Source organism: Paenibacillus sp. B01, assembly GCF_009649995.1.
Lineage (GTDB): Bacteria > Bacillota > Bacilli > Paenibacillales > Paenibacillaceae > Paenibacillus_O > Paenibacillus_O pasadenensis.
In genome coordinates this window covers 1,027,085-1,049,225 of record NZ_CP045802.1, presented here as the reverse complement: position 1 = coordinate 1,049,225, position 22,141 = coordinate 1,027,085, and the positions used below count along the sequence as shown (strand labels likewise).

The window sequence follows — 22,141 nt, the reverse complement described above, 5'->3', positions numbered from 1 at the left end:
CGTCCGAAGCCTACCCGTTCGAGCCGATCGTGCGGTCGAGGGCGGACTGGTAGATCTCGATGTACCGCTTCAGCCCCATGCTCTCCAGCGTCGAGACATAAGCGTCCCACTCGCCGGTTCCATTCAGGATGAACTTGTCGCGCATCTCGTCGACGTACGTCTGGATGTCCGTGCCGAGCGTCCCCATCTCCTCCTGCTCCTCTTGGGCGAAGTTGAAGCCCGGCCAGACCTGATCCGCCTGCAGCGTGTACGGGTCGGCCTTTTTCGAGTTCTCGACCGAGGTCGGCAGCCCTTCGGCGCCTTTGAAGTACTTGTGCGTGACGAAGCCCGGATAGTAGCCGCCCGGCCAGATCAGATACTGGCTGACCGCCTGGTCGAGGCTGAGCCCGGCCTTGTTGTTCTTGATGTCCTCCGTGTAGTCGACGCTGCCGTCCGCGTTCTCCACGTACGTCTCGTCCTTCCAGCCCATGAAGAAGTTGCGGATGCCCTCGTCCCCGTAAAAATAGTCCATCCAGCGGATCATCGCCTCGGGATGCTCCGCCTTGTCCGTCAAGGCGAACATGCCGATGTTGCCGAGCGGCGCGCCGAGGTACGTGTACATCCGGTCGCCGTGCGGCCCTTCCAGCACGGGCAGGCCGACGTAGCCCTGCTGGTTGTAGATCGCCACCGGGTCGACGTTGTCGACGACGCCGAGCAGCCCTTCCGCGCCTTTCGCGTCGATCTCCTCCGCCTTGACCGAAGCGATGTCCTTCTCCAGCAAGCCGTCCTTGTACAGGCCGTGCACGAACTCCAGCAGCTCCTTGTAGCGCTCGGAGGAGGGCACGAAGCGGACCTTGCCGGCCGCCTCCGGATCCTCGTCTACGTACGGGTTGGCCGTGCCGTGGTTGTTCAGGCCGTAGGCGCCCTTCAGATAGTTCACGAGGCCGAGCGTGCCGACGCCGCCCCAAGCGATCTCGTCGGGCTTGCCGTTGCCGTTCGGATCGCCGGTCTTGATCGCCTTCAGCATTTCCTTGAACTGCTCCAGGTTCGCCGGCTCCGCGACGCCGAGCTTGTCGAGCCACTCCTTCTTGATCCACGGCGTGTTGAAGAAGACGGAGCGGAATTCCGGGTCGTACACCGTCGGCAGCGAGTAGATATTGCCGTCCGGCATCGTGATGCCTTGCTTGATGACCGGGTACTTTTCCATGAGCGCCTTGAAGTTCGGGGCGTAGCGGTCGATCAGATCGTTCAGCGGCAGGAACACGCCCTGGTCGCCGTACTTGGCCACATCCGTCTTCGGAAAAGCGGAGGCGAAAAACAGCTCCGGATAATTGCCGCCGGCGAGCAGCAGGTTGCGCTTCTCCTTGAGCACGTCCTTCTGCACCGTCTCCCATTCCACATGGATGTTCGTGCGCGCCTCATAGTCGGTCCACAGCTTGAGCGTGCTCCAGTCGACGTTGGCCATGAACTTGCCGGCGAAGCCGCTGACCGTGATCTTCTCGCCGACGATCGGGAAGCCGCTCTCGTTCAGTCCGGCCGGAGCGGCAGCGTCGGCCTTGGTCCCGCCGTCTCCGCCTGCGCCGTTTTCACCGCTGCCGCCGCTTGCGTTTCCTGCGCCGTCGCCGTTGCTGCATGCCGCCAGCATTGCCGCCGCGAGCGCCAGCGCCAGCATCCCCTTCGTCCGCTTCCGTTTGCTTCTCTCCATGTTCCTACCCCTCCCGATTGATCGTTCGATATGGATCGATATGGAAGATCAGCCCTTGATGGCGCCGACCAGAATCCCCTTGACGAAATACCGCTGCAGGAACGGATAGAGCAGCAGCATCGGAATGTTCGCGACGATCAGCACGGCGTACTTGATGCCCTCGACCGCCTGCCTCGCCTTGATCGCCGACTCGGTCGAAGCCCGCACCATGTCGTCGGTCTGGCCTTGGATCAGAATCTCGCGCAGGATGAGCTGCAGCGGGAATTTCGGCCGGTCCGACAAATAGAGCAGCGCGTTGAAAAAGGCGTTCCAGTGGCCGACCGCATAGAACAGCACGGTGACGGCGAGGATCGGCATCGACAGCGGCAGCACGACGCGCAGCAGCGTGCCGAAGCTCGAGCAGCCGTCGATGACGGCCGCCTCCTGGATCTCCGGCGGAATCGACTGCTGGAAGTAGGTGCGCATGATGATGATGTTCCAGATCGACACCGCTCCCGGCAGAATCATGACCCAGAACGTGTCGAGCAGGCCGAGGTTCTTGATGAGCAGGTACGACGGGATGAGGCCGCCGCCGAAAAACATCGTGAACACCATCAGGCCCATGAACAGGCTGCGGCCGACGAAGTCGGAGCGCGACAGCGGATAGGCGGCGAGCACCGTCATCGTCAGGTTGAGGGCGGTTCCGGCCACGGTGTAGAGCACCGTGTTCAGGAAGCCGCGCAGGATCGCGTCGTTGTCCAGAATCTTCGCGTACGAGTCGATGGTGAAGCCTTTGGGCCAGAGCCAGATCTCGCCGTTCATGATCTTGAGCGGCTCGCTGAAGGAAGCGATCAGCACATAATACAGGGGATACAGGACGATCAGCGAAACGATGCCGAGCACGGCGTAGACGACGATGCCAAACGCTCTGTCCTCGCGGGTAGCGGGCATGGCGGTTCCCTCCTTACCACAGGCTGCTGCCGCCGGCGCGGCGGGCGATCGAATTGACGGTGACGAGCAGGATGAAGTTGATGACGGCGCTGAACAGTCCGATCGCCGCCGAGAAGCTGTAGTTCGCGTCCAGGATGCCGCTGCGGTACACATAGGTGTCGATGATGTCCGAGCTCGCGAAGTTCAGGTTGTTCTGCATGAGCAGCACCTTCTCGAAGCCGATCGACATGATGCTGCCGACGTTCAGGATGAGCAGGATGAGGATCGTCGGGCGGATGCCCGGCAGGTTGATGTGCCAGATGCGCCGCAGCCGGCTCGCCCCGTCGACGCGGGCCGCCTCGTGCAGGGCGGGATCGATGCCGCCGAGCGCGGCCAGGTAGATGATCGAGCTCCAGCCCATCGTCTGCCAGACGTCGGAGAGCACGTACAGCGTTTTGAACCAGGCGGAATCGGCCATGAAGTTGACGGATTCGCCTCCGAGCGAGACGAGCATCGTGTTGACGAGGCCGTAGCGGGGGTTGAGGAAGATCATGAGCATGCCGACGACGACGACCGTCGAGAGGAAGTGCGGCGCGTACGTGACCGTCTGCACGAACTTCTTGAACTTCTCCGAGCCGGCCTCGTTCAGCAGGAGGGCGAGCAGGATCGGGATCGGAAAGCCGACCGCCAGCAGATAGGCGCCGAGCTCGAGCGTGTTCGTCAGCAGCCGCTCGAAGAAGTAGCTGTCGAAGAAGCGCTCGAAATGCTTGAAGCCGGCCCACGGGCTGTCCCAGATGCCCTTGTTGATGCGGAAGTCCTTGAACGCGATCTGGATGCCGTACATCGGGGCGTAATGGAACACGAGATAGTAGGCGATGACCGGCGCGATCATGACGTACAGCTGCCAGTTGCGGGCGATCCGGCGGCCGAGCGGCGCTCCGCCGCCGGCACGGGCGAGCGGCCGGCGGAGCCGCATAAGCCGCTGAGGCGCGGACGCCCCGCCGGTTGCGGGCGGCGCGGGCGGTGGCGACGCAGATGTCGCGAGCGCGGCCGGCGGCGCGGACGGCGACGCAGATGCCGCGAGTGCAGCAGGCGGCGCGGACGGCGACGCAGATGTCGCGAGCGCGGCAGGCAGCGCGGACGGGGCGGGCGGCGGGCCCAGTGGCGACGCAGGCATCGCGCCGGCTTGCTGCTGAAGGTTGGCCACGACTGTTCTCCCCCTAGCACGTTAGTTTAGCGAATCCATTGTCAGCTTCTCTAACACAGCTCGATAGTAGCAGGCTTCGCTCCAAACCGTCAACCAAAAATTCCAACTATTCATTGGATTTGGAATGAGAGTTTAGCTTGTTCGTTGCATCGGATGCCGCCAAACGCCACTTCGTTGTCGATTTTAAGATAAAGATAGCGCTTCCAAAGATATGATGCTTAGATTATCAGATTTTTTTTCGGTCGACAAGATCAATTTTTGGTTTCCCACATCCAAATAATTTGGATTCGAGCCCATATAGATCAAACCAGACGATTTCTCGCCCGACGCTTTGCGAGCAAAACACAAAAAGACGAGGCCAGGGCGGCTGGCCTCGTCTTTTTGTGTTTTTTCATCCTGCCCGGCCCGTTCGGTCCGCTTCGCTCGGTTTTTCCATCGTAGCGCGCGATCCGCCTTCTTGGTTGGCTGAATCCTGGCACATCGTCGCGACGAGGGAGTCGAGAGTGCCTTGGGTGGCGGTAATCCGGCACATCGTCGCGACGAGGGAGTCGAGAGTGCCTTGGGTGGCGGTAATCCGGCACATCGTCGCGACGAGGGAGTCGAGAGTGCCTTGGGTGGCAGTAATCCGGCGCGCCGGCGCGACGAGGGAGTCGAGAGTGCCTTGGGTGGCAGTAATCCGGCGCGCCGGCGCGACGAGGGAGTCGAGAGTGCCTTGGGTGGCAGTAATCCGGCACATCGACACGACGAGGGAGTCGAGAGTGCCTTGGGTGGCAGTAATCCGGCGCGCCGGCGCGACGAGGGAGTCGAGAGTGCCTTGGGTGGCAGTAATCCGGCGCGCCGGCGCGACGAGGGAGTCGAGAGTGCCTTGGGTGGCAGTAATCCGGCACATCGACACGACGAGGGAGTCGAGAGTGCCTTGGGTGGCGGTAATCCGGCACATCGTCGCGACGAGGGAGTCGAGAGTGCCTTGGGTGGCGGTAATCCGGCGCGCCGGCGCGACGAGGGAGTCGAGAGTGCCTTGGGTGGCAGTAATCCGGCACATCGACACGACGAGGGAGTCGAGAGTGCCTTGGGTGGCGGTAATCCGGCACATCGTCGCGACGAGGGAGTCGAGAGTGCCTTGGGTGGCAGTAATCCGGCGCGCCGGCGCGCCCTACTCATGGTTTTTTCGTGCGTAGCGCAGGCTCGCGGGCTACACGCGGTTTTTCCGTGCATAGCCCGACCAGGGCTTGCGCTTGTGGAAGGCATTGTCCGAGCCGAATGGCGGCCGTCCTGACACCTTCAGCGCCAATAAGTCCTCTCCCTCGATTGCGCCAATGGCCATAAGTCCGTCATGGCCGCGCCTCCAGCTTCTCCGCCGCTCTCTCCGTCGACCACTCACCGGCTTCGCCAGGCCCTACTCGACCGCCTTCTCCGCGCCCTTCTCCACCGCCCTCTCCGCCAACGATTCCGCCGCTCTCTCCGCACCATTCTCCACCGACTTCTCCGCCGCTTCCGCATCCGCGCCACCCGGCGCCGCGCCGGAGGACTCGCGAACGATCAGCTCGCAGGGGAGCAGCAGCTTCCTTGCGCCATGGTGCTCGCCCTGCGCGTAGTCCAGCAGGAACGTGCAGGCGGCGCCGCCGATCTCCTCCCGGGGCACGTGGACCGAGGTGAGCGGCGGCGACGTGTACTGGGCGAACTCGATGTTGTCCATTCCGACGAAGGCGATGTCCTCCGGGATGCGCAGTCCCGAGTCGATGACCGCCCGCATGGCGGGAATCGCCAGCGAATCGCTCGCGCAGAAGATGGCGCTCGGCCGTTCGGCCGGCCCCAGCCTTCTCAGCATGTCGAGCGTCTCGCTGTAGCTTTTTTCGATGATCCACTCGGAATTGACGATCCAGCGCGGATCGGGATGCCGATCCGCCTCCAGCATCGCGAACTTGTAGCCGATGTAGCGCTCGTCCCGCTCCAGAGTGCGGTCGAACGCCGGTCCTCCGACGAAGCCGATCCGCGCATGCCCTCTCTCCTGCAAATGGCGGACCGCCAGCCGAGCGGCCGCCAGCCGATCGCAATCGACGATCGGGACGCCGAAGATGGATTCGTCGTTGAGGCTGACGCCGACGATCGGCACGCCCGCCGCCGCCAGCTGCCCGTACAGCCGCGAATCGTACCAGCTGAGCGCCAGCACGCCGCGGGTGCCGCTTTCCTCCAGCATGGACGCCAGCCGTCCCGGCTCCCGCAGCTCCTCGCTCGCCCGCATCAGCGCCGGCGGCTGGCCGAGCTCCTCCAGCTTGCGGTGAAAGCCTTCCAGCACGGCGGTGAAATAAGGGTGATGGCCCATCAGGCCGCCCGGCAGGATGCAGGCCAGCTGGACGCGATCCGCTCCTGCCGCATGAGCCGGTCCCCCCTGCAGCGGATAGCCCAGCTCCCGCGCGGCATCCAGCACCCGGCGCTTCGTCTCCTCGCTGACCGGACGAGTCCGGTCTCCGCTGATCGCGCGGGAAACGGTCGATATCGATACGCCGAGCCGCTCGGCGATGTCTTTGAGCTTAGCCAATGCTTTCTTCCTCTCCGGCATCGCGCCTGAATTGCTCTCATCTTAGCACAAGAGGCGAACCGAGTTACAGCGCCCCCGAATCTGCCGATAGCGCGCTGACGCTTCATCGTGCTAGAATAAGAGATCATGTTCCTTTCGCACGGAGGTGTCTCATGGATACGATGGTGCTGCGCGTCGCCCGCAACCTCAAGAGAATCCGCAAGTCCAGGGGCCACAGCCTGGACAAGCTGTCCGAGCTGACCGGCGTCAGCAAGACGATGCTCGCCCAGATCGAGCGCGCCGACTCCAACCCGACGATCACGATCCTGTGGAAAATCGCCAGCGGCCTGCGCATCTCGGTGTCCGACCTGATCGAAGAGGACCGCACGAGCGTGACGCTCGTTCCCGCCTCGACGGTCGTGCCGATTACGGCCGACGACGGCCGCTACGCGAGCTATCCGCTGTTTCCGTACCATGACGAGTCCCGCTTCGAGATCTACCGCGTCGTCATGCAGCCCGGCTGCGCCTACGAGTCCGAGCCCCATCACGAGGGCGTCGAGGAGTACGTCGTCGTCACGCGCGGCGCGCTGCGCCTGCGCATCGGCGAGGAGTGGCACGCGGCAGCCGCAGGCGACGCCATCCGCTTCAGCGCGGACCAGCCTCATGCCTACCACAACGAATCCGCCGAGGATGTCACCGAGCTGCAGAGCATCATCCGCTATCCGTTCTGAGCGGACCCCATCGCTCGATCCGGCCCGCCGGCTCGAGCCGGCGCTGAACCTGCGTCGCATTACCGCTTCCACCACCCAAGCCGGCCCTGCGCCGGCTTTTTTTGTTGTTTACAAAAGACCGCCGCCTAATATACTATTACATACGCGGTTGTTCTTTATAGTGAACATATGTACTTTATCAAGCGCTGCCATAACGGAGAAAAGCGTTCAAGCGGCATCCCGTCCCCATCCCGCCGCGCAAAAAAAGGAGAATGCCCCATGCCAACGACGATGACCGGCCTCGTAAAGGCCGAACGCAAGCCCGGAGCCGTGCTCCGGGAGCTGCCGATTCCGCAGATCGGACCGGACGAGGTCCGCATCCGCGTGAAGGCCAGCTCCATCTGCGGAACGGACATGCACATCTATCGCTGGGACGAGTGGGCGGAGCAGAACGTCGTCACGCCCAATGTGTTCGGCCATGAATTCGCCGGCATCGTCGACGAGGTCGGCAGCTCCGTGCGCGGCATCGCCCCCGGCGACCCCGTGTCCGCCGAAGGCCACATCGTCTGCGGCGTCTGCAAGCAGTGCCGCTCGGGCAACGCCCATGTGTGCCCGCACACCCGCAGCTTCGGCATCAGCGCGCCGGGCTGCTTCGCGGATTATGCCGTCACCAAGGCGGTCAACGTCATCCCGAACGACCCGTCGCTGCCGCATGAGCTCGCTTGCCTGCAGGACCCGCTCGGCAACGCGGTGCATACGGTGCTGTCCGGCGACATCGTCGGCCGCTCCGTCGCCGTCGTCGGCTGCGGGCCGATCGGCCTGATGGCGATCCAGGTCGCCAAGGCGGTCGGAGCCGGCCGCATCATCGCGGTCGATCTGCATGACTATCGGCTCGGCATGGCGGCGAAGCTCGGCGCGGACGCCTGCCTGAAGCCGTCGCCCGGCCTCGACACGGCCGAAGAGCTTCGGCGCCTGACGGACGGAGCCGGCATCGAGGTCGGCCTGGAGATGTCCGGCAGCGGCGCCGCGATCTCGAGCCTGCTCGAGGCGATGGCTCCCGCCGGCCGCGTCTCGCTGCTCGGCATCCCTCCCAAGGCGGTGCCGATCGATCTGGGGCGCCATGTCATTTTCAAAGGACTCGAGGTGCACGGCATCACGGGGCGGCGGATGTACCGGACGTGGCATCAGCTCAAGGGGCTGCTCGACTCCAAGCGGATCGACCTGCAGCCGCTCGTCGACCATACGTTCACGCTGGACCGCTTTGAGGAAGCGTTCGAGCTGATGGGCTCGGGACAGTGCGCCAAGATCGTGTTCAAGCATTAGCGCCAGCATTCATGACGGGCAGCCCGCCGGCTGCGGAAGGAGAGGAAAGCGATGGCAGGATTGGACTTTCTGAAGGGCGAGCTCGAGGAGCTGAAGCGGCAAGGGAAATACCGGCTGCCCGCCGTCTGGGAAAGCGGCTCGGGAGCGTGGATGGAAATCGGCGGCAGGCGCGTGCTGCAGATGGCGTCCAACAACTATCTCGGCTTGACGGACCACCCGCGGCTCAAGCGCGCGGCCATCGAGGCGACGGAGAAGTACGGCGTCGGCGCCGGCTCCGTCCGCACGATTTCCGGCACGCTGGACATCCATGAGCAGCTCGAGCTGGAGCTGGCGCGGTTCAAGGGCACGGAAGCCGCGCTCGTGTTCCAGTCCGGCTTCACGACGAACCAGGGCGTGTTCGGCACGCTGCTGCAGGAAGGCGACGTCGTCATCAGCGACGAGCTTAACCACGCCAGCATCATCGACGGCATCCGGCTGACCAAGGCGGCGCGCCGCATTTACAAGCACAAGGACATGGACAGCCTGGAGCAGGCGCTGCGGGAATCGTCCGGCTACCGGACGCGCTTCGTCGTGACCGACGGCGTGTTCAGCATGGACGGCGACATCGCGCCGCTGCCGCAGATCGTGGAGCTGGCGGAGCGCTACGACGCGGTCGTCTGCGTCGACGACGCGCATGCGAGCGGCGTGCTGGGACGGTTCGGCAAAGGCTCGACGGATCATTTCGGCCTCCACGGCCGGGTGCACATCCAGATCGGCACGCTGTCCAAGGCGGTCGGCGTCGTCGGCGGCTATGCCGCCGGCAGCCGGGAGCTCAAGGAGTATCTCATCCACAAGGCGCGGCCGTTCCTGTTCAGCACGTCGCAGACGCCGGCCGTAGCGGCCGCCTGCCTGGAAGCGATCCGCGTGCTGCAGGACAGCCCCGAGCTGGGCGAGCGCCTGCACGCCTCCGCCGCGTCGTTCCGCGCGCAGCTGCAGGCGGACGGCTTCGACACCGGCGTCAGCGAGACGCCGATCCTGCCGATCGTCATCGGCGACTCGGCGCAGACGATGCGCTTCTCGGCGCGGCTGCTGGAGCTCGGCGTGTTCGCGCCCGGCATCGTCTACCCGACGGTCGCCGAGGGCAAGGGCCGCGTCCGCTTCATCGTCACCGCGATGCACAGCGACGACGACCTCGCCTTCGCGCGCGACGCGCTGCTGCAGGCCGGACGGGAGTTCGGCCTGATCGGCTAGCAGGGCCGATTCGACGTGACGGCTGCACTTCTCGCATCCAAGCCACCGTCCACGTTCCATCCGCAGGCGAAGTACAAGGCGCTCATCGACCATTGCCGCGGCTGCAGGTATTCTTCCACAAGACCAGATCGGAGCAGGGATGGGATTCTTCCAAGGCGCGCTCTATCTTGGAGCAGGATCAGGAGCGAGCCTCATAGGAGCTTTCCTGTATTGCCGTCCTGGTCGCCTTGATTATGTGGATAAGTAAACCTGTGGGTAAGTGAGCAAGTTTTTCAATTTCATTAAAATTCCTCCTCTTAGGCTGTTCAAAGCGGGGATAACTCTGTGTATAACCTGTGAACTCACAAAAAAGCCGGCCCGCGGATGCGGAGCCGGCTGATGCTGTTCCAGGTCGGCGTTCATCGGGACGGCGGCGCTGGCCCCGCAATGGCGGATCTCCGCTACCCCTTCACCGCTCCGGCCGTCATGCCGGCGACGAAGAACCGCTGCAGGAAGACGAACAGGACGACCATCGGCAGCGAGGCGAGCGCCACGCCTGCCAGCAGCATCGTATAGTTGGTCACGTACTCCCCGCGGAACTGCATGAGCGCGAGCGGCAGCGTCAGGTTGTCGCGGCTCCCGAGCAGCAGCATCGGCATCAGCAGGTCGTTCCAGGACATGACGAACAGGAAGGCCGTGACCGATGCGACCGCAGGCTTGGACAGCGGCATGGCGATGCTGGCGTACAGCCGCCATTCTCCGCAGCCGTCGATGCTGCCCGCCTCGAGCAGCTCGCGGTGCAGCCCCTGCATGAAGCTGCTCAGCATGAAGACCGTGATCGGCAGCAGCAGCGCGGCCGACACGAGGACGAGGCCCCAAAGGCGGTCGGACCAGCCGAGGCTGCGGACGAGCGAGTACAGCGGCAGCATGTTCACCTGGGACGGCACGATGAGGCCGAGGGTGAACAGGCCGGCGATCCACTTGCCCGCGCGGCCGCCCCAGCGGACGGAAGCGTAGGCGATGAGGCTGCCGAGCAGCAGCGTCAGCAGCACGGTGCCGAGCGTGACCGTCACGCTGTTGAGGAGGTAGGCCCACATCGGCTGGCTTTCGAACAGCCCCCGGATGTTGGCCAAAGTCATCGGCTTCGGCCAGCTCAGCGGCTTGGTGAAGAAGGCGGACGGCTCCTTCAGCGTGGAGACGAGCAGGAAATACAAGGGCGCGGCCACAACGGCCGCATAGAGCGCCAGGCAGGCGCGCCGAATCCATCGGCCCACGGTCGCCCCCTCCTTTCGGGAATCATCGGTCAATAGCTGGCGCGGTCGGCCCGCAGCGCCTTGAACTGCGCGTAGGTCAGCAGGCCGAGCACGGCCAGGAACAGCATGGAGCCGGCGGAGGCCAGGCCGAAGCGGTAGCTTGCGAACGCGGTGTGGTAGATGTAGGTGGACAGGATCTCCGTCGCATGGTTCGGCCCGCCGTCCGTCATGACGAAGATGAGGTCGAACGCCTTGAACGACTGGATCGTCGTGTAGGCGACGACGATCGTCGCCGACGGCGCCAGCAGCGGCCAGGTGATGCGGCGGAAAATCTGCAGCCGGTTCCCTCCCTCGATGCGCGCCGACTCGTACAGCTCGGCGGGAATCGACTGCAGCCCCGCGATGAACACGATCATCATCTGCCCGGCGTGGGCCCACACCTGGACGAACGCGATCGAGTAGATGGCGATGTCCTTGCTGCCGATCCAGTTGCGCGTCCAGCTCTCCAGGCCCGCGGCGCGGAGCGAGGCGTTCAGCATGCCGATGCCGGGATCGTAGACGAACGACCAGATGAGCCCGACCGAGACGGAGGAGAGGATCGCCGGAAAGAAGTACAGCGCCCGCAGCGCCGTGCTCGAGCGGGAGTTCCGGGCGAGCAGGAGCGCCAGGCCGAGCGACAGGGCCGACTGGGCGATGACGACGGCCAGCATGAACTTGACGTTGTTGAAGACGGCTTTTTGGAACACGAGGCTCTCCAGGCTCGTCGCGTAGTTGTCCAAGCCGACAAAACGGAAGGACGGCGAGAGGCCGTCCCAGTCCGTAAAGGAATAGAACAGGCCCGCTGCCGTCGGGTAGAGGAACAAGAAGCCGTACAGAAGCACTCCGGGAAGCAGGAACAGCAGCAGCGTCCTTTTTCTCGCCATCCTATTTCACCAGGTTCTGGTCAACCGCAGCCTGGGCTTCGGAGGCCGCTTCCTCCGGCGAGGAGCCGCCGAGCACCGCCTGGATGGAGCCGGTGACCGCCTTCTGGTTGTCGGCGTTCTTGATCGTGAAGCGCGGCTGGAACAGCGTCTTGCGCGTGCTCCACTCGGTCGCGACCTTCAGCTCCGGCGTCGAGTACTCCACGTCCTTGACGGTCACGTTCTGGCCGGTGGCGTTGGCGTATTCCGAGGCGATCTCCTTGCCGCTGAGGAAGTCGAGGAACTTGCGCGCCTCGTCCGGATGCTTGGAGCGGCTGTTCACGCCGAGCAGGAAGGTGCTCGTGTGCACGCCCTCGTACTTGGCCTCGCCCGCCGCCACCGTGATCGGAGCGAGCAGCTTCTGCTCCAGGCCGGGGTTCTGCTTGGCGTTCTGCGCGAGCTGGTAGGAGCCGCTCGCCAGCATGGCCGCCTTCTCCTGGATGAACAGCGCGCCTGCGGCCGCGTCCTTCGTGCCGAGCGCGTCCGGCTGGAAGTAGCCCTTGTCGTTCAGCTCCTTGATCTGCGAGAGCGTCTTGACCCACCACTCGTCGGTGAGCTTCGCTTCTCCGGCCTCGACCTTCTCGAAGATATCCTCGCTCGGCTCGTTGTTCATCACCATCGTGTTCATGAACTGGCCCGGGCCGATGTCCGCGCCGGCGAACGCGATCGGGATGACGCCGTTCTGCTTGAGCGTCTCGCAGAGGGCGAGGAAGCCTTCCCAGTCCTTGGGCGGAGTCAGGCCGTACTTGTCGAACAGCTTGACGTTGTAGATCGGATCGTTGTAGACGAGCTGGTACGGCACCGCCAGCTGCTTGCCGTCCTTGACGCCCGGCTGGATCAGGTCGGCGTTGAAGCGGCCCAGAAAGTCGGCGCCGGTCAGGTCCGCGAACTGTCCGGCCTTGGACAGCGCCTCGAACTGCGCGCCCGGGAACGAGGCGAACACGTCGCCGGCCGAGCCGTCCGTCAGCTTGGCCGCCGCCGCCGTCTGGTACTGGTCGGACGGGAGCGTCTGCATGTCGACTTTGATGCCGGGATTCTGCTGCTGGAATTTCTCGATGATCTTGTTCAGCGCCTCTACGTCTTCCCCGCGCCAGTGAAGGAAGCTGATCTTGACCTCCTTTCCGCCTGACGAGCTGTCGCCGCCCGAAGAACCGCAGGCGCTGAGCATCGCTCCCAAAGCGATGGTGCCTGCCAGAAGCGCATTACGTACGTTGAACACGGGCCATACCTCCTGATGGCAGCTCCTGCTGCCGGGATGATTTCACTTGCAGAGCTCTCCATTTCTCGTGAAACTTCGGCATCGCCTCGCGGCCGAACCGCTCGGCCTCCTCCAGATGGGGATAGCCGGAAAGGATGAAGGACGTGACGCCGAGCTCGGCGTACTCGATCAGCCGGTCGCTGACCTGCTCCGCCGTGCCGACGATGAGGATCGCTCCGCCGGAGCGGACAGTCGACAGCCCCGTCCACAGGTTCGGCCCGGCCACATAGCGGCTCGCCTCCGACTGCTCCCGCAGCTCGTTCTGGCGGCGCTGGTTCGTGGCGTCCGTGGCAGCGAAGCTCCGCTGCGCCTGCTCGCGCGCCTCGGGGGATACCTTGCTGATGATCTCCCACGCCGCGGCCCAAGCCTCCTCCTCCGTATCGCGGACGAGCACCTGCGCCCGCAGGCCGTACCGCAGCGGACGCTTCAAGCCCTCCGACTGCTCCAGCTCGGCGCGAATCCGCTCCACGTCCTCGATCTGCTCGCGGATCCAGTCGTGGGGCTCCCCCCACATGAGGAACGTCTCGGCGTGGCGGATGGCCGTTTCCTTGGCCGCCCGCGAGCTGCCGCCCAGATAGAACGGAGGATGCGGCCGCTGCACCGTGCGCGGCGAGCTGACCGGCCGCGAGAACTGGTAGTACTTGCCCTGGAACGGCTGGATCTCCCCGCCTGTTCCTTGCGCGCCGCCGAACTCCGAGGGCGTCAGGCCTTCCGCGCCCGTCCATGCCTGGCGCATCACCTCGAGGTATTCGCCGGCGCGCTCGTAGCGCTCGTCATGGGCATGGGCGAGCGGATCGCCCAGCTCCTCCAGGTCGGCGACGGAGCTGCCGGTGACGACGTTGATCATCGCCCTTCCCCCGGAGAGCACGTCGAGCGCGGCGCCCATGCGGGCGGCCAGGACGGGAGCGACGAGCCCCGGCCGCACGGCGACCAGGGGGCGCAGGCTCCGGGTATGGCTCATGACCGCCGATCCGACGACCCAGGCGTCGAGGCAGGCGCCGCCGGTCGGGATGAGTGCGAAGCCGAAGCCCGCCGCCTCGGCCGCCTTGGCCACATCGATCAGATAGTCAAGGGAAGGCTCCCTTTCCGGAGCGACGCCGACATAACGTCCGTCGCCCGCCGTCGGGAGGAACCAGCCGAACTCTACCGTTTCATTCGCCGCGTTTGCCATGCCTGCATCCTTCTTTCTGCTGTAAATTGAATCCATCATCAGCCGCCAGTTGACTGGAATATAACCAACCTATATAGTCGGATTACTGTGAGATTCATCATAGCAAGAGCGGAGCCTTCGCGGAATGTCATTTTGCGTGGTTCCCGGCTTGTCAATTTGTCGGGTGGATCCATTCGGAACAACGGAAAAAGGAACGGCACGGGGCCGTTCCTTGGCGGAGAGATGGAAAAAAGCGGGGACGAAGAGAAAGAAAGGAGAGGCGCGACATGCCTGTGACGAAGCGGGAAGACCATCAGGAAAAGCTGGAGATCGCCTTTTTCACCCCATCCGGCTATGAGCTGGCCTCGCCGGCCTGGCCGATCCGGATCGGCCGCAACCGGACCAAGGAAGGCTACCGCATCGGGCCGCGGACGACGCCCTTCCACTATCTGATCGCCGTCGCGGAAGGAGAAGGCGAATTCCTCCAGGGCGGCGGACGCTATCGCCTCGGGCCGGGCGACCTGTTCGCGCTGTTTCCCGAGACGATCCACGAGTATTATGCCTCGCCGGACAACCGGCTGCAGCAGCTCATCCTGGCCTTCGACGGACCGGAGGCCGCAGCCCTGCTGGAGCGCGGCGGGCTGACCCCGGAGCGCCCCCATCGGAGCGGGCTCTCGGCGGGAGAGCTTATGCGCTGCCTCGACCGCTTCCTGGAGGAGGCCGACGGGGAGCCGTCGGACCTCGCGCGTCTGGCGCGCTTCCATGAAGCGATGGCGCTGCTGGCCGAGGCCTCGCCCGGCGCGGGCCGCCGGCCCGCCGAGGAAGGGTGGCTGCGGCAGGCCCGCGATTACATCGACCTCCACTATGCGGGCGGCATCACCGTATCCGGGGCGGCCGACCATGTCGGCATCGACCGGACCCACTTCTCCAAGCGGTTCCGAGAAGCCTACGGCGTCACGCCGATCCGCTACATCCAGGGGCTCAAGCTGGCGGAGGCCGAGCGGCTGCTCGGACACACCTCGCTCACGTTGTCGGAAATCGCCTACTCGGTCGGATACCCCGACCTGTTCTCGTTCTCCAAGGCGTTCAAGAAGCATAAAGGCCGGTCGCCCAGCGAGTGCCGCAGCAAAGCGGCGGGCCCGGACTGAAGGCCGGGGCCGCGCTGCCCGTCATTCAGCAAGAAGCCCCGATGCCTGCGCCGCGGCCGGCCGGCCCGCCGGCCGCGCGCCCAGCGCGCCCGCGGCCGGGCGCTCCAGGCCGAGATGGCCGCGCAGCGTGCGGCTCTCGTATTCGCGGCGGAACAGGCCGCGCCGCTGCAGGATCGGCACGACCTCGTCGACGAACGTGTCGAGATCGCCGGGCAGCACCGGCGGCATGACGTTGAAGCCGTCGCAGGCGCTCGAGCGGAACCAGTCCTCGATGAGGTCGGCGAGCTTCTCCGGCGTGCCGACGAACTGCAGATGGCCGCGCGCGCCGAGCAGCCGCCGCCCGAGCTCCAGGATGCTGAGCCCGTCCTTGCGGGCCAGGTCCATGATGAGCTGCACGCGGCTCTTCATTCCGTTGGACGCCTCCACCGGATCGGGGATGTCGGGCAGCGGCCCGTCCGGCGGATAGCCGGACAGGTCGAACTGGAGCATGCCGGAGAGGAAGCCGCTCGCCTCCTCCGGCCGGATCAGGTCGAGCAGCTCCCGCTCGCGGCGGCGCGCCTCCTCCTCGGTCGAGCCGAGGATCGGCGACAGCCCGGGCATGATGTGCAGGCTGCCCGGCCTCCGGCCGGCCTCGGCCAGCTTGCCTTTCATCACGGCATAAAACGACCGGGCCGCCTCGACATGCGGCTGCGCGGTGAAGATCACCTCCGCGACGCGGGCGGCGAACGCCTGGCCCGGCTCGGACGAGCCCGCCTGGATGAGCACCGGATAGCCCTGCGGCGGACGGGGCACGTTGAGCGTCCCATGCGCCGAATACCAGCTGCCGTCGTAGTCGACGGGCCGAAGCTTGGCGGCGTCGGCGAAAATGCCGGACTGCCGGTCCATGACGAGCCCGCCGTCGTCCCAACTGTCCCACAGGCTGGCGACGACCTCGACGAACTCCTCCGCCATCCGGTAGCGCACGCCGTGCTCGGGATGCCGGTCGCGGCCGAAGTTGCGCGCCTCGGCATCCGTCTGCGACGTGACGATGTTCCAGCCGGCGCGCCCGCCGCTGATATGGTCGAGCGTCGCGAACTTGCGGGCGGCGTTGTACGGCTCGTTGTACGTCGTGCTCATCGTCGCCGTCAGTCCGATCCGCTCGGTCGCCGTCGAGATCGCCGACAGCAGCGCGATCGGGTCCATCATGCCGGCGGCGGCATGGGTCGGGTAGATCAGATGCAGCAGGTCGGCGAAAAAGATCATGTCGAACTTGCCCCGCTCCGCCGTCCGCGCCATCCGCACGTAATTCGCGATGTCGAACATCGCCTCCACGCCGGAGTCCGGATGCCTCCAGCCGGCATGATGATGCCCCGTGAAATAAAGGAACGCCCCCAGATGGAGCTGCTCTCCCTCTCGCCTCTTGTCGCTCATAGTCCCTTCTCCTTTCCGTCCTGGAACGGCCGCCGCCACCGGAGCCAGCGCAGCTCCAGCCGCCTGACGCCGGCATCCGTCAGCTTGCCCGCCAGCATGAACAGCACGATGCCGACGAACACGAGATCCGTCTGCGCGTACACGCGCGCGTCCTGGATCATGTAGCCGATGCCCTCGCTCGCTCCCATCATCTCCGCCACCGACAGCATCAGCCAGGAGACGCCGGCCGACAGCCGCGCCCCGAGCAGGATGTTCGGCAGCGCCGCCGGCAGGATGAGGCCTCTCACCAGCTGCAGGCGGGTGAACTGCAGCACGCGCGTCACCTCGTACAGCTTGGCCTCCGCGCTGCGGACGCCCAGATAGGTGTGGAAGTACACCGGGAAAAAGGCGCCGAGCGCGATGAGCAGCCCTTTGGAAAACTCGCCCACGCCGAACCAGAGGATGAACAGCGGAATGACCGCGAGCAGCGGCACTGTCCGCAGCATCTGCAGCGACGGGTCGAGCAGCCGCTGCGCCCAGCGGCCGAGCCCGGTGAACAGGCCGAACAGCAGCCCGGTCGCGCCGCCGAGCAGGAAGCCCGCCGCCGCCCGGCGGAAGCTCGCCCACGCATGCTCGCCGAGCTCGCCGCTTGCGAGCAGCCGCAGCGCCGAGGCGGCGATGACGCTCGGCGCGGGCAGCATCGCCGGCGAGACGAGGCCGGCGCGCGCGGCCGCTTCCCAGACGAGCAGGACGGCGAGCGGCAGCAGCCAGCCCTGCGCCCAGCGGGGCATCCCGAGCCAGTCCCGCTGCCGCGCCGCCTCGGCGCGCGGCGCCGTGACGGCGCGTGCCTGCGCCTTCGCCGCTTGCGGATCAGCCGCCATCTACTCCACCCCCTTGAGCGTCGTCTGCCAGCGCAGCAGGCGGCGCTCCAGCAGCTTGACGATGGAGTCGGTGAGCTTGCCCGCCGCCGCGAAGACGAGGATGCCGACGAAGATGACCGACGTCAGCGAGAACGAGCGCGCGTCGTTCAAAATGTAGCCGAGCCCGTCGCTCGAGCCCATCAGCTCCGCCACGACGAGGCCGAGCCAGCTCACGCCGAGCGAGAGCCGGACGCCGAGCAGGATCGACGGCAGCGCGGCCGGCAGGATGAGATGCCGCAGCGTCTGGCTGCGCGTGAACTGCAGGACGCGGGCGACGTCGAACAGCTGGCGGTCGACCGAGCGCACGCCGAGGAACGCGTTGACGTACAGCGGGAAAAACGCGCCTTTGGCGATCAGCAGGATTTTGGACGCCTCGCCGAAGCCGAACCACAGAATGAACAGCGGCGCGACCGCCAGATGGGGCAGCATGCGCAGCATCTGCAGCGTCGGATCGACGAGCCGCTCGGCCCGCCAGGAAAAGCCGACCCACAGCCCGGCGGCAAGTCCGAGCCCGCCTCCGAGCACGAAGCCGAGCAGCGCCCGCCAGGCCGAAATGCCGAGGTTCAGCGGCAGCTCGCCGCTGCGGCTCATCGCCGCGAATTCCTCCGCGATCGCCGACGGAGGCGGCAGCAGCACTTCGTTCAGCCAGCCGCCCCAGGCGGCCGCCTGCCAGGCGGCCAGAATCGACAAGGGCAGCAGCAGGCCGACCAGCGCATTCAGCAGAGCCGCCTTGGTCCGGGATGGCTCCAGCATCGTCATGACCTCACTTTCCGCCGCTTGCTTCGGCTTCGGCTTGCTTCAGCGCTTCCTCGACGAAGCGGTTGTCGAAAACTTCCTTGACGTCGATCCCCTTGCGGATCGTGCCGAGCTCGAACTGGAAGTCGGCCGTCTGCTGCTGCTCGGCAATCACCTCGTCCGTCACCGAGATGTTGATGAACGCCGAGCGCTCCTGCATGCCCTGCACGAGCGCAAGCGGAATGCCGCGCTCGTCGGCGTACCGTTGGAACGCCTCTTCCTGATGCGCCTTCTCCCACTCGATCGCCTGCTGCAGCACCTTGAGGTACAGCGTGACCAGCTCCGGATGCTGCTCGGCGAGCTCCGCCCGCACGAGCTGGAACGACGGCGACAGGATGCCGCTCGACGCGCCGTCGGCGATCACCCGGCCTTTGCCGGAGAGCGCGTTCAGCGTGATGTACGGGTCCCAGGTCGCCCAGGCGTCGACCTTGCCGCCCTCGAATGCCGGCTGCGTCTCGTCCGGCTGCAGCTGGATGACCTGCAGGTCCGATTCGGACAGGCCCTCGGCGTCCAGCAGGCGGTACAGGAAGTTGTAGGCGTTGCTGCCCTTCGTCACCGCCACCTTTTTGCCCTTGAGGTCGGCGACCGACTGGATCGGACTGTCCTGCGGCACGATGAGGGCGACGTTGTTGCGGCCCTCGAGCACCTGCGAGACGATCTTGAACTTCACGCCGGCCGCCTGCGCGGAGATCGGCGGCATGTTGCCCATGCCCGCGAAGTCGAGATGGCTCGACGCCATCGCCTCGACCATCGGCGGCCCGCTCTGGAATTCGATCCACTCCACCTTGGCGCCGAGCTTGCCGAACGCGTCCTCGAACCATTTCTCCTCCTGCGCCTTGCCGAACAGGCCGCCCTTGCCCTGCACGCCGATCTTGACCGTCAGCCCCTCGGCGGACGCGGCCCCGGCAGCTCCTGCCGAAGGCTTCTCCGCCCCCTCGTCCGCTCCGCCTCCGCCGCAAGCCGACAGCGCAAGCGCTCCGAGCAGCAGCATGGCGGCGATCCAGCCCTTCTTTCCCTTTTTCCGTTCCATCTTTCGTCTCCCCCTCTTGTGCATGTCCGTCAAATGCCCGCGCCAGGATCCGGCACCGGCGCCTCCTCGACCTTTTCGAACTCCCGCAGCACGACGCCGCGGATCTCCTGGAACGGCGCTCCCGTCCGCTGGCGCGGATAGGGCAGATCGACGCTCACGACGCGCCGGATGTGGCCCGGACGCGGGTTCATGATGACGACCTGCTGGCCGAGAAACACCGCTTCGTCGAGGTCATGCGTCACGAACAGCATCGTCGTCCGGTCCGCCTGCCAGATGTCCAGCAGCACCTCCTGCATATGCGCCCGGGTGAACGCGTCGAGCGCGCCGAACGGCTCGTCGAGCAGCAGCACCTTGGGCCGCCGCAGCAGCGCCCGGGCGATCGCCACGCGCTGCGCCATGCCGCCGGACAGCTCCGACGGATAGGCCTTCTCGAAGCCCTTCAGCCGGACGAGCTCGATCAGCTCCCCGACCCGGCGCCGCACGGCCGCGTCCCGCAGGGAGGCGTTGGCGGCGATATTCTTCTCCACCGTCCACCACGGGAACAGGCGCGGCTCCTGGAAGATGACGCCCTTCTCCACGCTCGGTCCCTCGATCGGCCGCCCGTCCAGCGTGATCGAGCCTTCGTAGGAGGCGTCCAGCCCGGCGGCGATCTTGAGCAGCGTGCTCTTGCCGCAGCCGCTCGGACCGATGAACGTGACCAGCCTTCCTGGGCCGATCTCCAGCCGGATGTCCCGCAGCGCGACGACCTCCCCGGCCGGAGCCGGAAAGATCTTGGTCAGTCCTTGGATCGCCAGCATGCTACCCCATCCTTTCGATGACAGCGATAATGATTATTCCTCCCCGCTAACTGGGATTTTGAGGAATAAAAAAAGGAGATGCGCAGCCAGCCGAGAAGAGGGCTCTGTTCGAACAGTCAGCCCCTCTTCCTCAGCGGTCCGCGGCATCTCCGGTCGGTCCGGTCGATTCGCATTCCACAAACCGAATATCGATTCGGTTAGTATGCCTGAATTCTATCAAGCGTCTCTCCTCCTGTCAAGCGCTTCGCGCCGGCCGGCAAAAAGATCGACGACGCTCGCCGCCCGCATCGGCACCGGCACCTCGGATCCTGGCATCCGCTGCAGCGTCAGCCCCTGGATCAGGCTCGTGAAGTAGAACGCCAGCTCCAGCGGATCGCCCTCCGGCGCCGTGCCCTCGGCTTGTCCCTGCGCGATGATCGCGGCGACCGGCTGCAGGTTGACGGTGAAGCGGCCGGTCACGTCGCGGCGCAGCTCCTCCGACGCCTCGGACAGCCGGGCCGTATGGATGAGGATCGTATGCGCCCAGCTGTTGCCGAGCGCCAGCCAGTTCTCCGCGATCGTCAGCAGCTTGGCGCGGGCCTCGCCGGGACCGTCCGCGACCGAGCGGACGAACTCGCCGTAGCCGGTCTGCCCCCGGCGCAGCACCTCCGCGAAGATCTCTTCCTTGGACTTGAAGTAGTGATACAGGTTGCCGATGCTGATGCCGGCCGCTCCGGCGATATGCTGCATCGAGGCCGAGCCGACGCCCTTGACCGCCATCACCTCGATCGCCGCGTCCAAGATGTCGTTCATGCGCTGCTCCCGCTGCTGCAGGTCCTTTTCCGCGTTTCTCGCCATTCTCGCTCGCTCCTCCCTGGAATCATCCGCCATTATATCCCAATCGAAGCGCCAGGTGAAGCAGGGCTTGTCGTGGAGCCACAGATGGTTCAAGTGGCGCCGGGACACGCAGGATCGGGGTGCCGGAAGCGAATGCGCGCGGGGCTCCGGACCCTCTCAGCTCCGCCGGAACGAAGCGCGGTACGCCCGCGGCGGCATGCGCACGATCGACTTGAACACTTTTTCGAAATGCGGAAAGCTGTCGAAGCCGACCTGCCCGGCGATCGCCGTGATGCGCTCGTCCGTCTCGCGCAGCAGCCGCTGGGCCGCCTTGATCCGCGTCAGCGCGACGTACTCGGTGAAGGCGAAGCCCATGTGGCGCTTGAACGAACGGCTCAGATGGCTCGGGCTGAGGAAAAAGCGCTCGCTCAACCCGCCCAGCGTCAGCGGCTCGGCATAGCTCTCGGAAATGCAGCGCGCCACCGCGGCCATCCGCTCGGCGGCCGGCGACGCCGACGGCTCCGGCTGGCGGCGGCTCTGCTCGCGGCGCGTCAGCCGCGCCGCGAGCAGCAGCGCCTGCTCGGCGAGGCGCCGAGCCGCCAGCCCATGCCCCGGCTGACGCTCCTGCAGCTCGCGCAGCAGCTCATGGAGCAGCCGCTCGAGCCGCATTCCTTCCGGACCGGACGCGGCCAGCACCCGCCTGCCTTCCCGGAACGGCGAGCGCAGCAGCTCCGCCTCTTCCTCCGGCCGTCCCTCGAACCAGGCGTCGTCGTAGTAGATCACGATCCGCTCGTGGCCCGGCTCTCCGGCGTCGAACGTCTTGTGCACCTCGCCGCCCGGCACGAAGACGAGATCGCCGCTCCGCACCGGGTATACCCGGTCGCCGATGAAGTAGCTCCGCTCGCCCTGGAACAGGTAGTACAGCTCATGCTGCGGGTGCATGTGGTCCTCCGCCATCGCGTAAAAGCCCTCGCGCCGGTTGTACTCGAGCCTGACGCGCGCGTCCTCCGAGACGTACCTCAGCTCCACGGTTTCGTTCATCCCGCCGCCTCCTAGCGCAAAAATT

Annotated in this window: 20 protein-coding genes; 4 read left to right on the top strand and 16 right to left on the bottom strand. The window is 65.7% G+C overall.

Translation table 11 applies throughout. The features are described from left to right. Nucleotides 1-10 precede the first annotated feature (10 nt). The 5 genes from GE073_RS04570 to GE073_RS04550 all read right to left on the bottom strand — a co-directional run bounded on the left by GE073_RS04570 (nucleotide 11) and on the right by GE073_RS04550 (nucleotide 6,339). Nucleotides 11-1,684 carry an extracellular solute-binding protein gene (locus GE073_RS04570; protein ID WP_153782855.1) on the bottom strand — a complete coding sequence of 558 codons (1,674 nt, stop codon included), beginning with the start codon at nucleotides 1,682-1,684 and terminating at the stop codon, nucleotides 11-13. 48 nt (nucleotides 1,685-1,732) lie between these two features. After that, complete coding sequence (locus GE073_RS04565; RefSeq protein ID WP_101808562.1) at nucleotides 1,733-2,614, bottom strand: carbohydrate ABC transporter permease; 882 nt, start codon at nucleotides 2,612-2,614, stop codon at nucleotides 1,733-1,735. A gap of 13 nt (nucleotides 2,615-2,627) precedes the next feature. Continuing rightward, nucleotides 2,628-3,569 (bottom strand): ABC transporter permease, encoded by a 942-nt coding sequence (locus tag GE073_RS04560; protein ID WP_153784655.1) that lies wholly within the window; start codon nucleotides 3,567-3,569, stop codon nucleotides 2,628-2,630. A 622-nt stretch (nucleotides 3,570-4,191) separates the two neighbouring features. Next, entirely contained in the window at nucleotides 4,192-4,893 is a 702-nt protein-coding gene (locus GE073_RS04555) for a hypothetical protein (protein ID WP_153782854.1), read from the bottom strand. A 303-nt stretch (nucleotides 4,894-5,196) separates the two neighbouring features. After that, complete coding sequence (locus tag GE073_RS04550) at nucleotides 5,197-6,339, bottom strand: LacI family DNA-binding transcriptional regulator (protein ID WP_153782853.1); 1,143 nt, start codon at nucleotides 6,337-6,339, stop codon at nucleotides 5,197-5,199. 152 nt (nucleotides 6,340-6,491) lie between these two features. Here GE073_RS04550 and GE073_RS04545 point away from each other — a divergent pair, with 152 nt between their 5' ends. The 3 genes from GE073_RS04545 to GE073_RS04535 all read left to right on the top strand — a co-directional run bounded on the left by GE073_RS04545 (nucleotide 6,492) and on the right by GE073_RS04535 (nucleotide 9,581). Beyond that, nucleotides 6,492-7,049: a helix-turn-helix domain-containing protein gene (locus GE073_RS04545; protein WP_153782852.1), complete on the top strand. Its 558-nt coding sequence runs from the start codon at nucleotides 6,492-6,494 to the stop codon at nucleotides 7,047-7,049. Between the two features lie 258 nt (nucleotides 7,050-7,307). Beyond that, complete coding sequence (tdh, locus tag GE073_RS04540; protein WP_153782851.1) at nucleotides 7,308-8,351, top strand: L-threonine 3-dehydrogenase; 1,044 nt, start codon at nucleotides 7,308-7,310, stop codon at nucleotides 8,349-8,351. A 51-nt stretch (nucleotides 8,352-8,402) separates the two neighbouring features. Next, on the top strand, nucleotides 8,403-9,581 hold the full coding sequence (locus tag GE073_RS04535; RefSeq protein WP_153782850.1) for a glycine C-acetyltransferase: 1,179 nt from the start codon (nucleotides 8,403-8,405) through the stop codon (nucleotides 9,579-9,581). 440 nt (nucleotides 9,582-10,021) lie between these two features. Here GE073_RS04535 and GE073_RS04530 read toward each other — a convergent pair whose 3' ends face one another. The 4 genes from GE073_RS04530 to GE073_RS04515 are packed head-to-tail and all read right to left on the bottom strand — an operon-like array spanning nucleotide 10,022 to nucleotide 14,201. Then, nucleotides 10,022-10,834, bottom strand: a complete 813-nt coding sequence (locus GE073_RS04530; protein WP_028598113.1) for a carbohydrate ABC transporter permease — start codon at nucleotides 10,832-10,834, stop codon at nucleotides 10,022-10,024. A gap of 29 nt (nucleotides 10,835-10,863) precedes the next feature. Beyond that, on the bottom strand, nucleotides 10,864-11,736 hold the full coding sequence (locus GE073_RS04525; protein WP_028598114.1) for a carbohydrate ABC transporter permease: 873 nt from the start codon (nucleotides 11,734-11,736) through the stop codon (nucleotides 10,864-10,866). Nucleotide 11,737: 1 nt separating this feature from the next. Further along, nucleotides 11,738-12,940 carry an ABC transporter substrate-binding protein gene (locus GE073_RS04520; protein ID WP_052333070.1) on the bottom strand — a complete coding sequence of 401 codons (1,203 nt, stop codon included), beginning with the start codon at nucleotides 12,938-12,940 and terminating at the stop codon, nucleotides 11,738-11,740. A gap of 34 nt (nucleotides 12,941-12,974) precedes the next feature. Beyond that, nucleotides 12,975-14,201, bottom strand: coding sequence for an LLM class flavin-dependent oxidoreductase (locus tag GE073_RS04515; RefSeq protein WP_052333067.1), 1,227 nt, complete (start codon nucleotides 14,199-14,201; stop codon nucleotides 12,975-12,977). 266 nt (nucleotides 14,202-14,467) lie between these two features. Here GE073_RS04515 and GE073_RS04510 point away from each other — a divergent pair, with 266 nt between their 5' ends. Then, entirely contained in the window at nucleotides 14,468-15,328 is an 861-nt protein-coding gene (locus GE073_RS04510; protein ID WP_028598116.1) for an AraC family transcriptional regulator, read from the top strand. Between the two features lie 21 nt (nucleotides 15,329-15,349). Here the strand turns inward: GE073_RS04510 and GE073_RS04505 are convergent, their stop codons facing one another. From GE073_RS04505 to GE073_RS04475, 7 genes are all read right to left on the bottom strand, one after another. Then, nucleotides 15,350-16,738, bottom strand: coding sequence for an LLM class flavin-dependent oxidoreductase (locus tag GE073_RS04505; RefSeq protein WP_153782849.1), 1,389 nt, complete (start codon nucleotides 16,736-16,738; stop codon nucleotides 15,350-15,352). Then, nucleotides 16,735-17,598: an ABC transporter permease gene (locus tag GE073_RS04500; protein ID WP_153782848.1), complete on the bottom strand. Its 864-nt coding sequence runs from the start codon at nucleotides 17,596-17,598 to the stop codon at nucleotides 16,735-16,737. Before GE073_RS04500 ends, GE073_RS04505 begins: the two co-directional genes overlap by 4 nt. Further along, nucleotides 17,599-18,396: an ABC transporter permease gene (locus GE073_RS04495; protein WP_052333068.1), complete on the bottom strand. Its 798-nt coding sequence runs from the start codon at nucleotides 18,394-18,396 to the stop codon at nucleotides 17,599-17,601. Nucleotides 18,397-18,400: 4 nt separating this feature from the next. Beyond that, nucleotides 18,401-19,462 (bottom strand): aliphatic sulfonate ABC transporter substrate-binding protein, encoded by a 1,062-nt coding sequence (locus tag GE073_RS04490; protein ID WP_043111074.1) that lies wholly within the window; start codon nucleotides 19,460-19,462, stop codon nucleotides 18,401-18,403. Nucleotides 19,463-19,491: 29 nt separating this feature from the next. Beyond that, the gene (locus GE073_RS04485) at nucleotides 19,492-20,259 is read right to left on the bottom strand and encodes an ABC transporter ATP-binding protein (RefSeq protein WP_028598120.1); all 768 of its coding nucleotides are present in this window, start codon (nucleotides 20,257-20,259) and stop codon (nucleotides 19,492-19,494) included. Nucleotides 20,260-20,475: 216 nt separating this feature from the next. Beyond that, nucleotides 20,476-21,096 carry a TetR/AcrR family transcriptional regulator gene (locus tag GE073_RS04480; protein WP_028598121.1) on the bottom strand — a complete coding sequence of 207 codons (621 nt, stop codon included), beginning with the start codon at nucleotides 21,094-21,096 and terminating at the stop codon, nucleotides 20,476-20,478. Nucleotides 21,097-21,252: 156 nt separating this feature from the next. Next, a complete protein-coding gene (locus GE073_RS04475; RefSeq protein ID WP_043111075.1) occupies nucleotides 21,253-22,116 on the bottom strand; it encodes an AraC family transcriptional regulator in 864 nt (287 codons plus the stop codon). Nucleotides 22,117-22,141 lie beyond the last annotated feature (25 nt).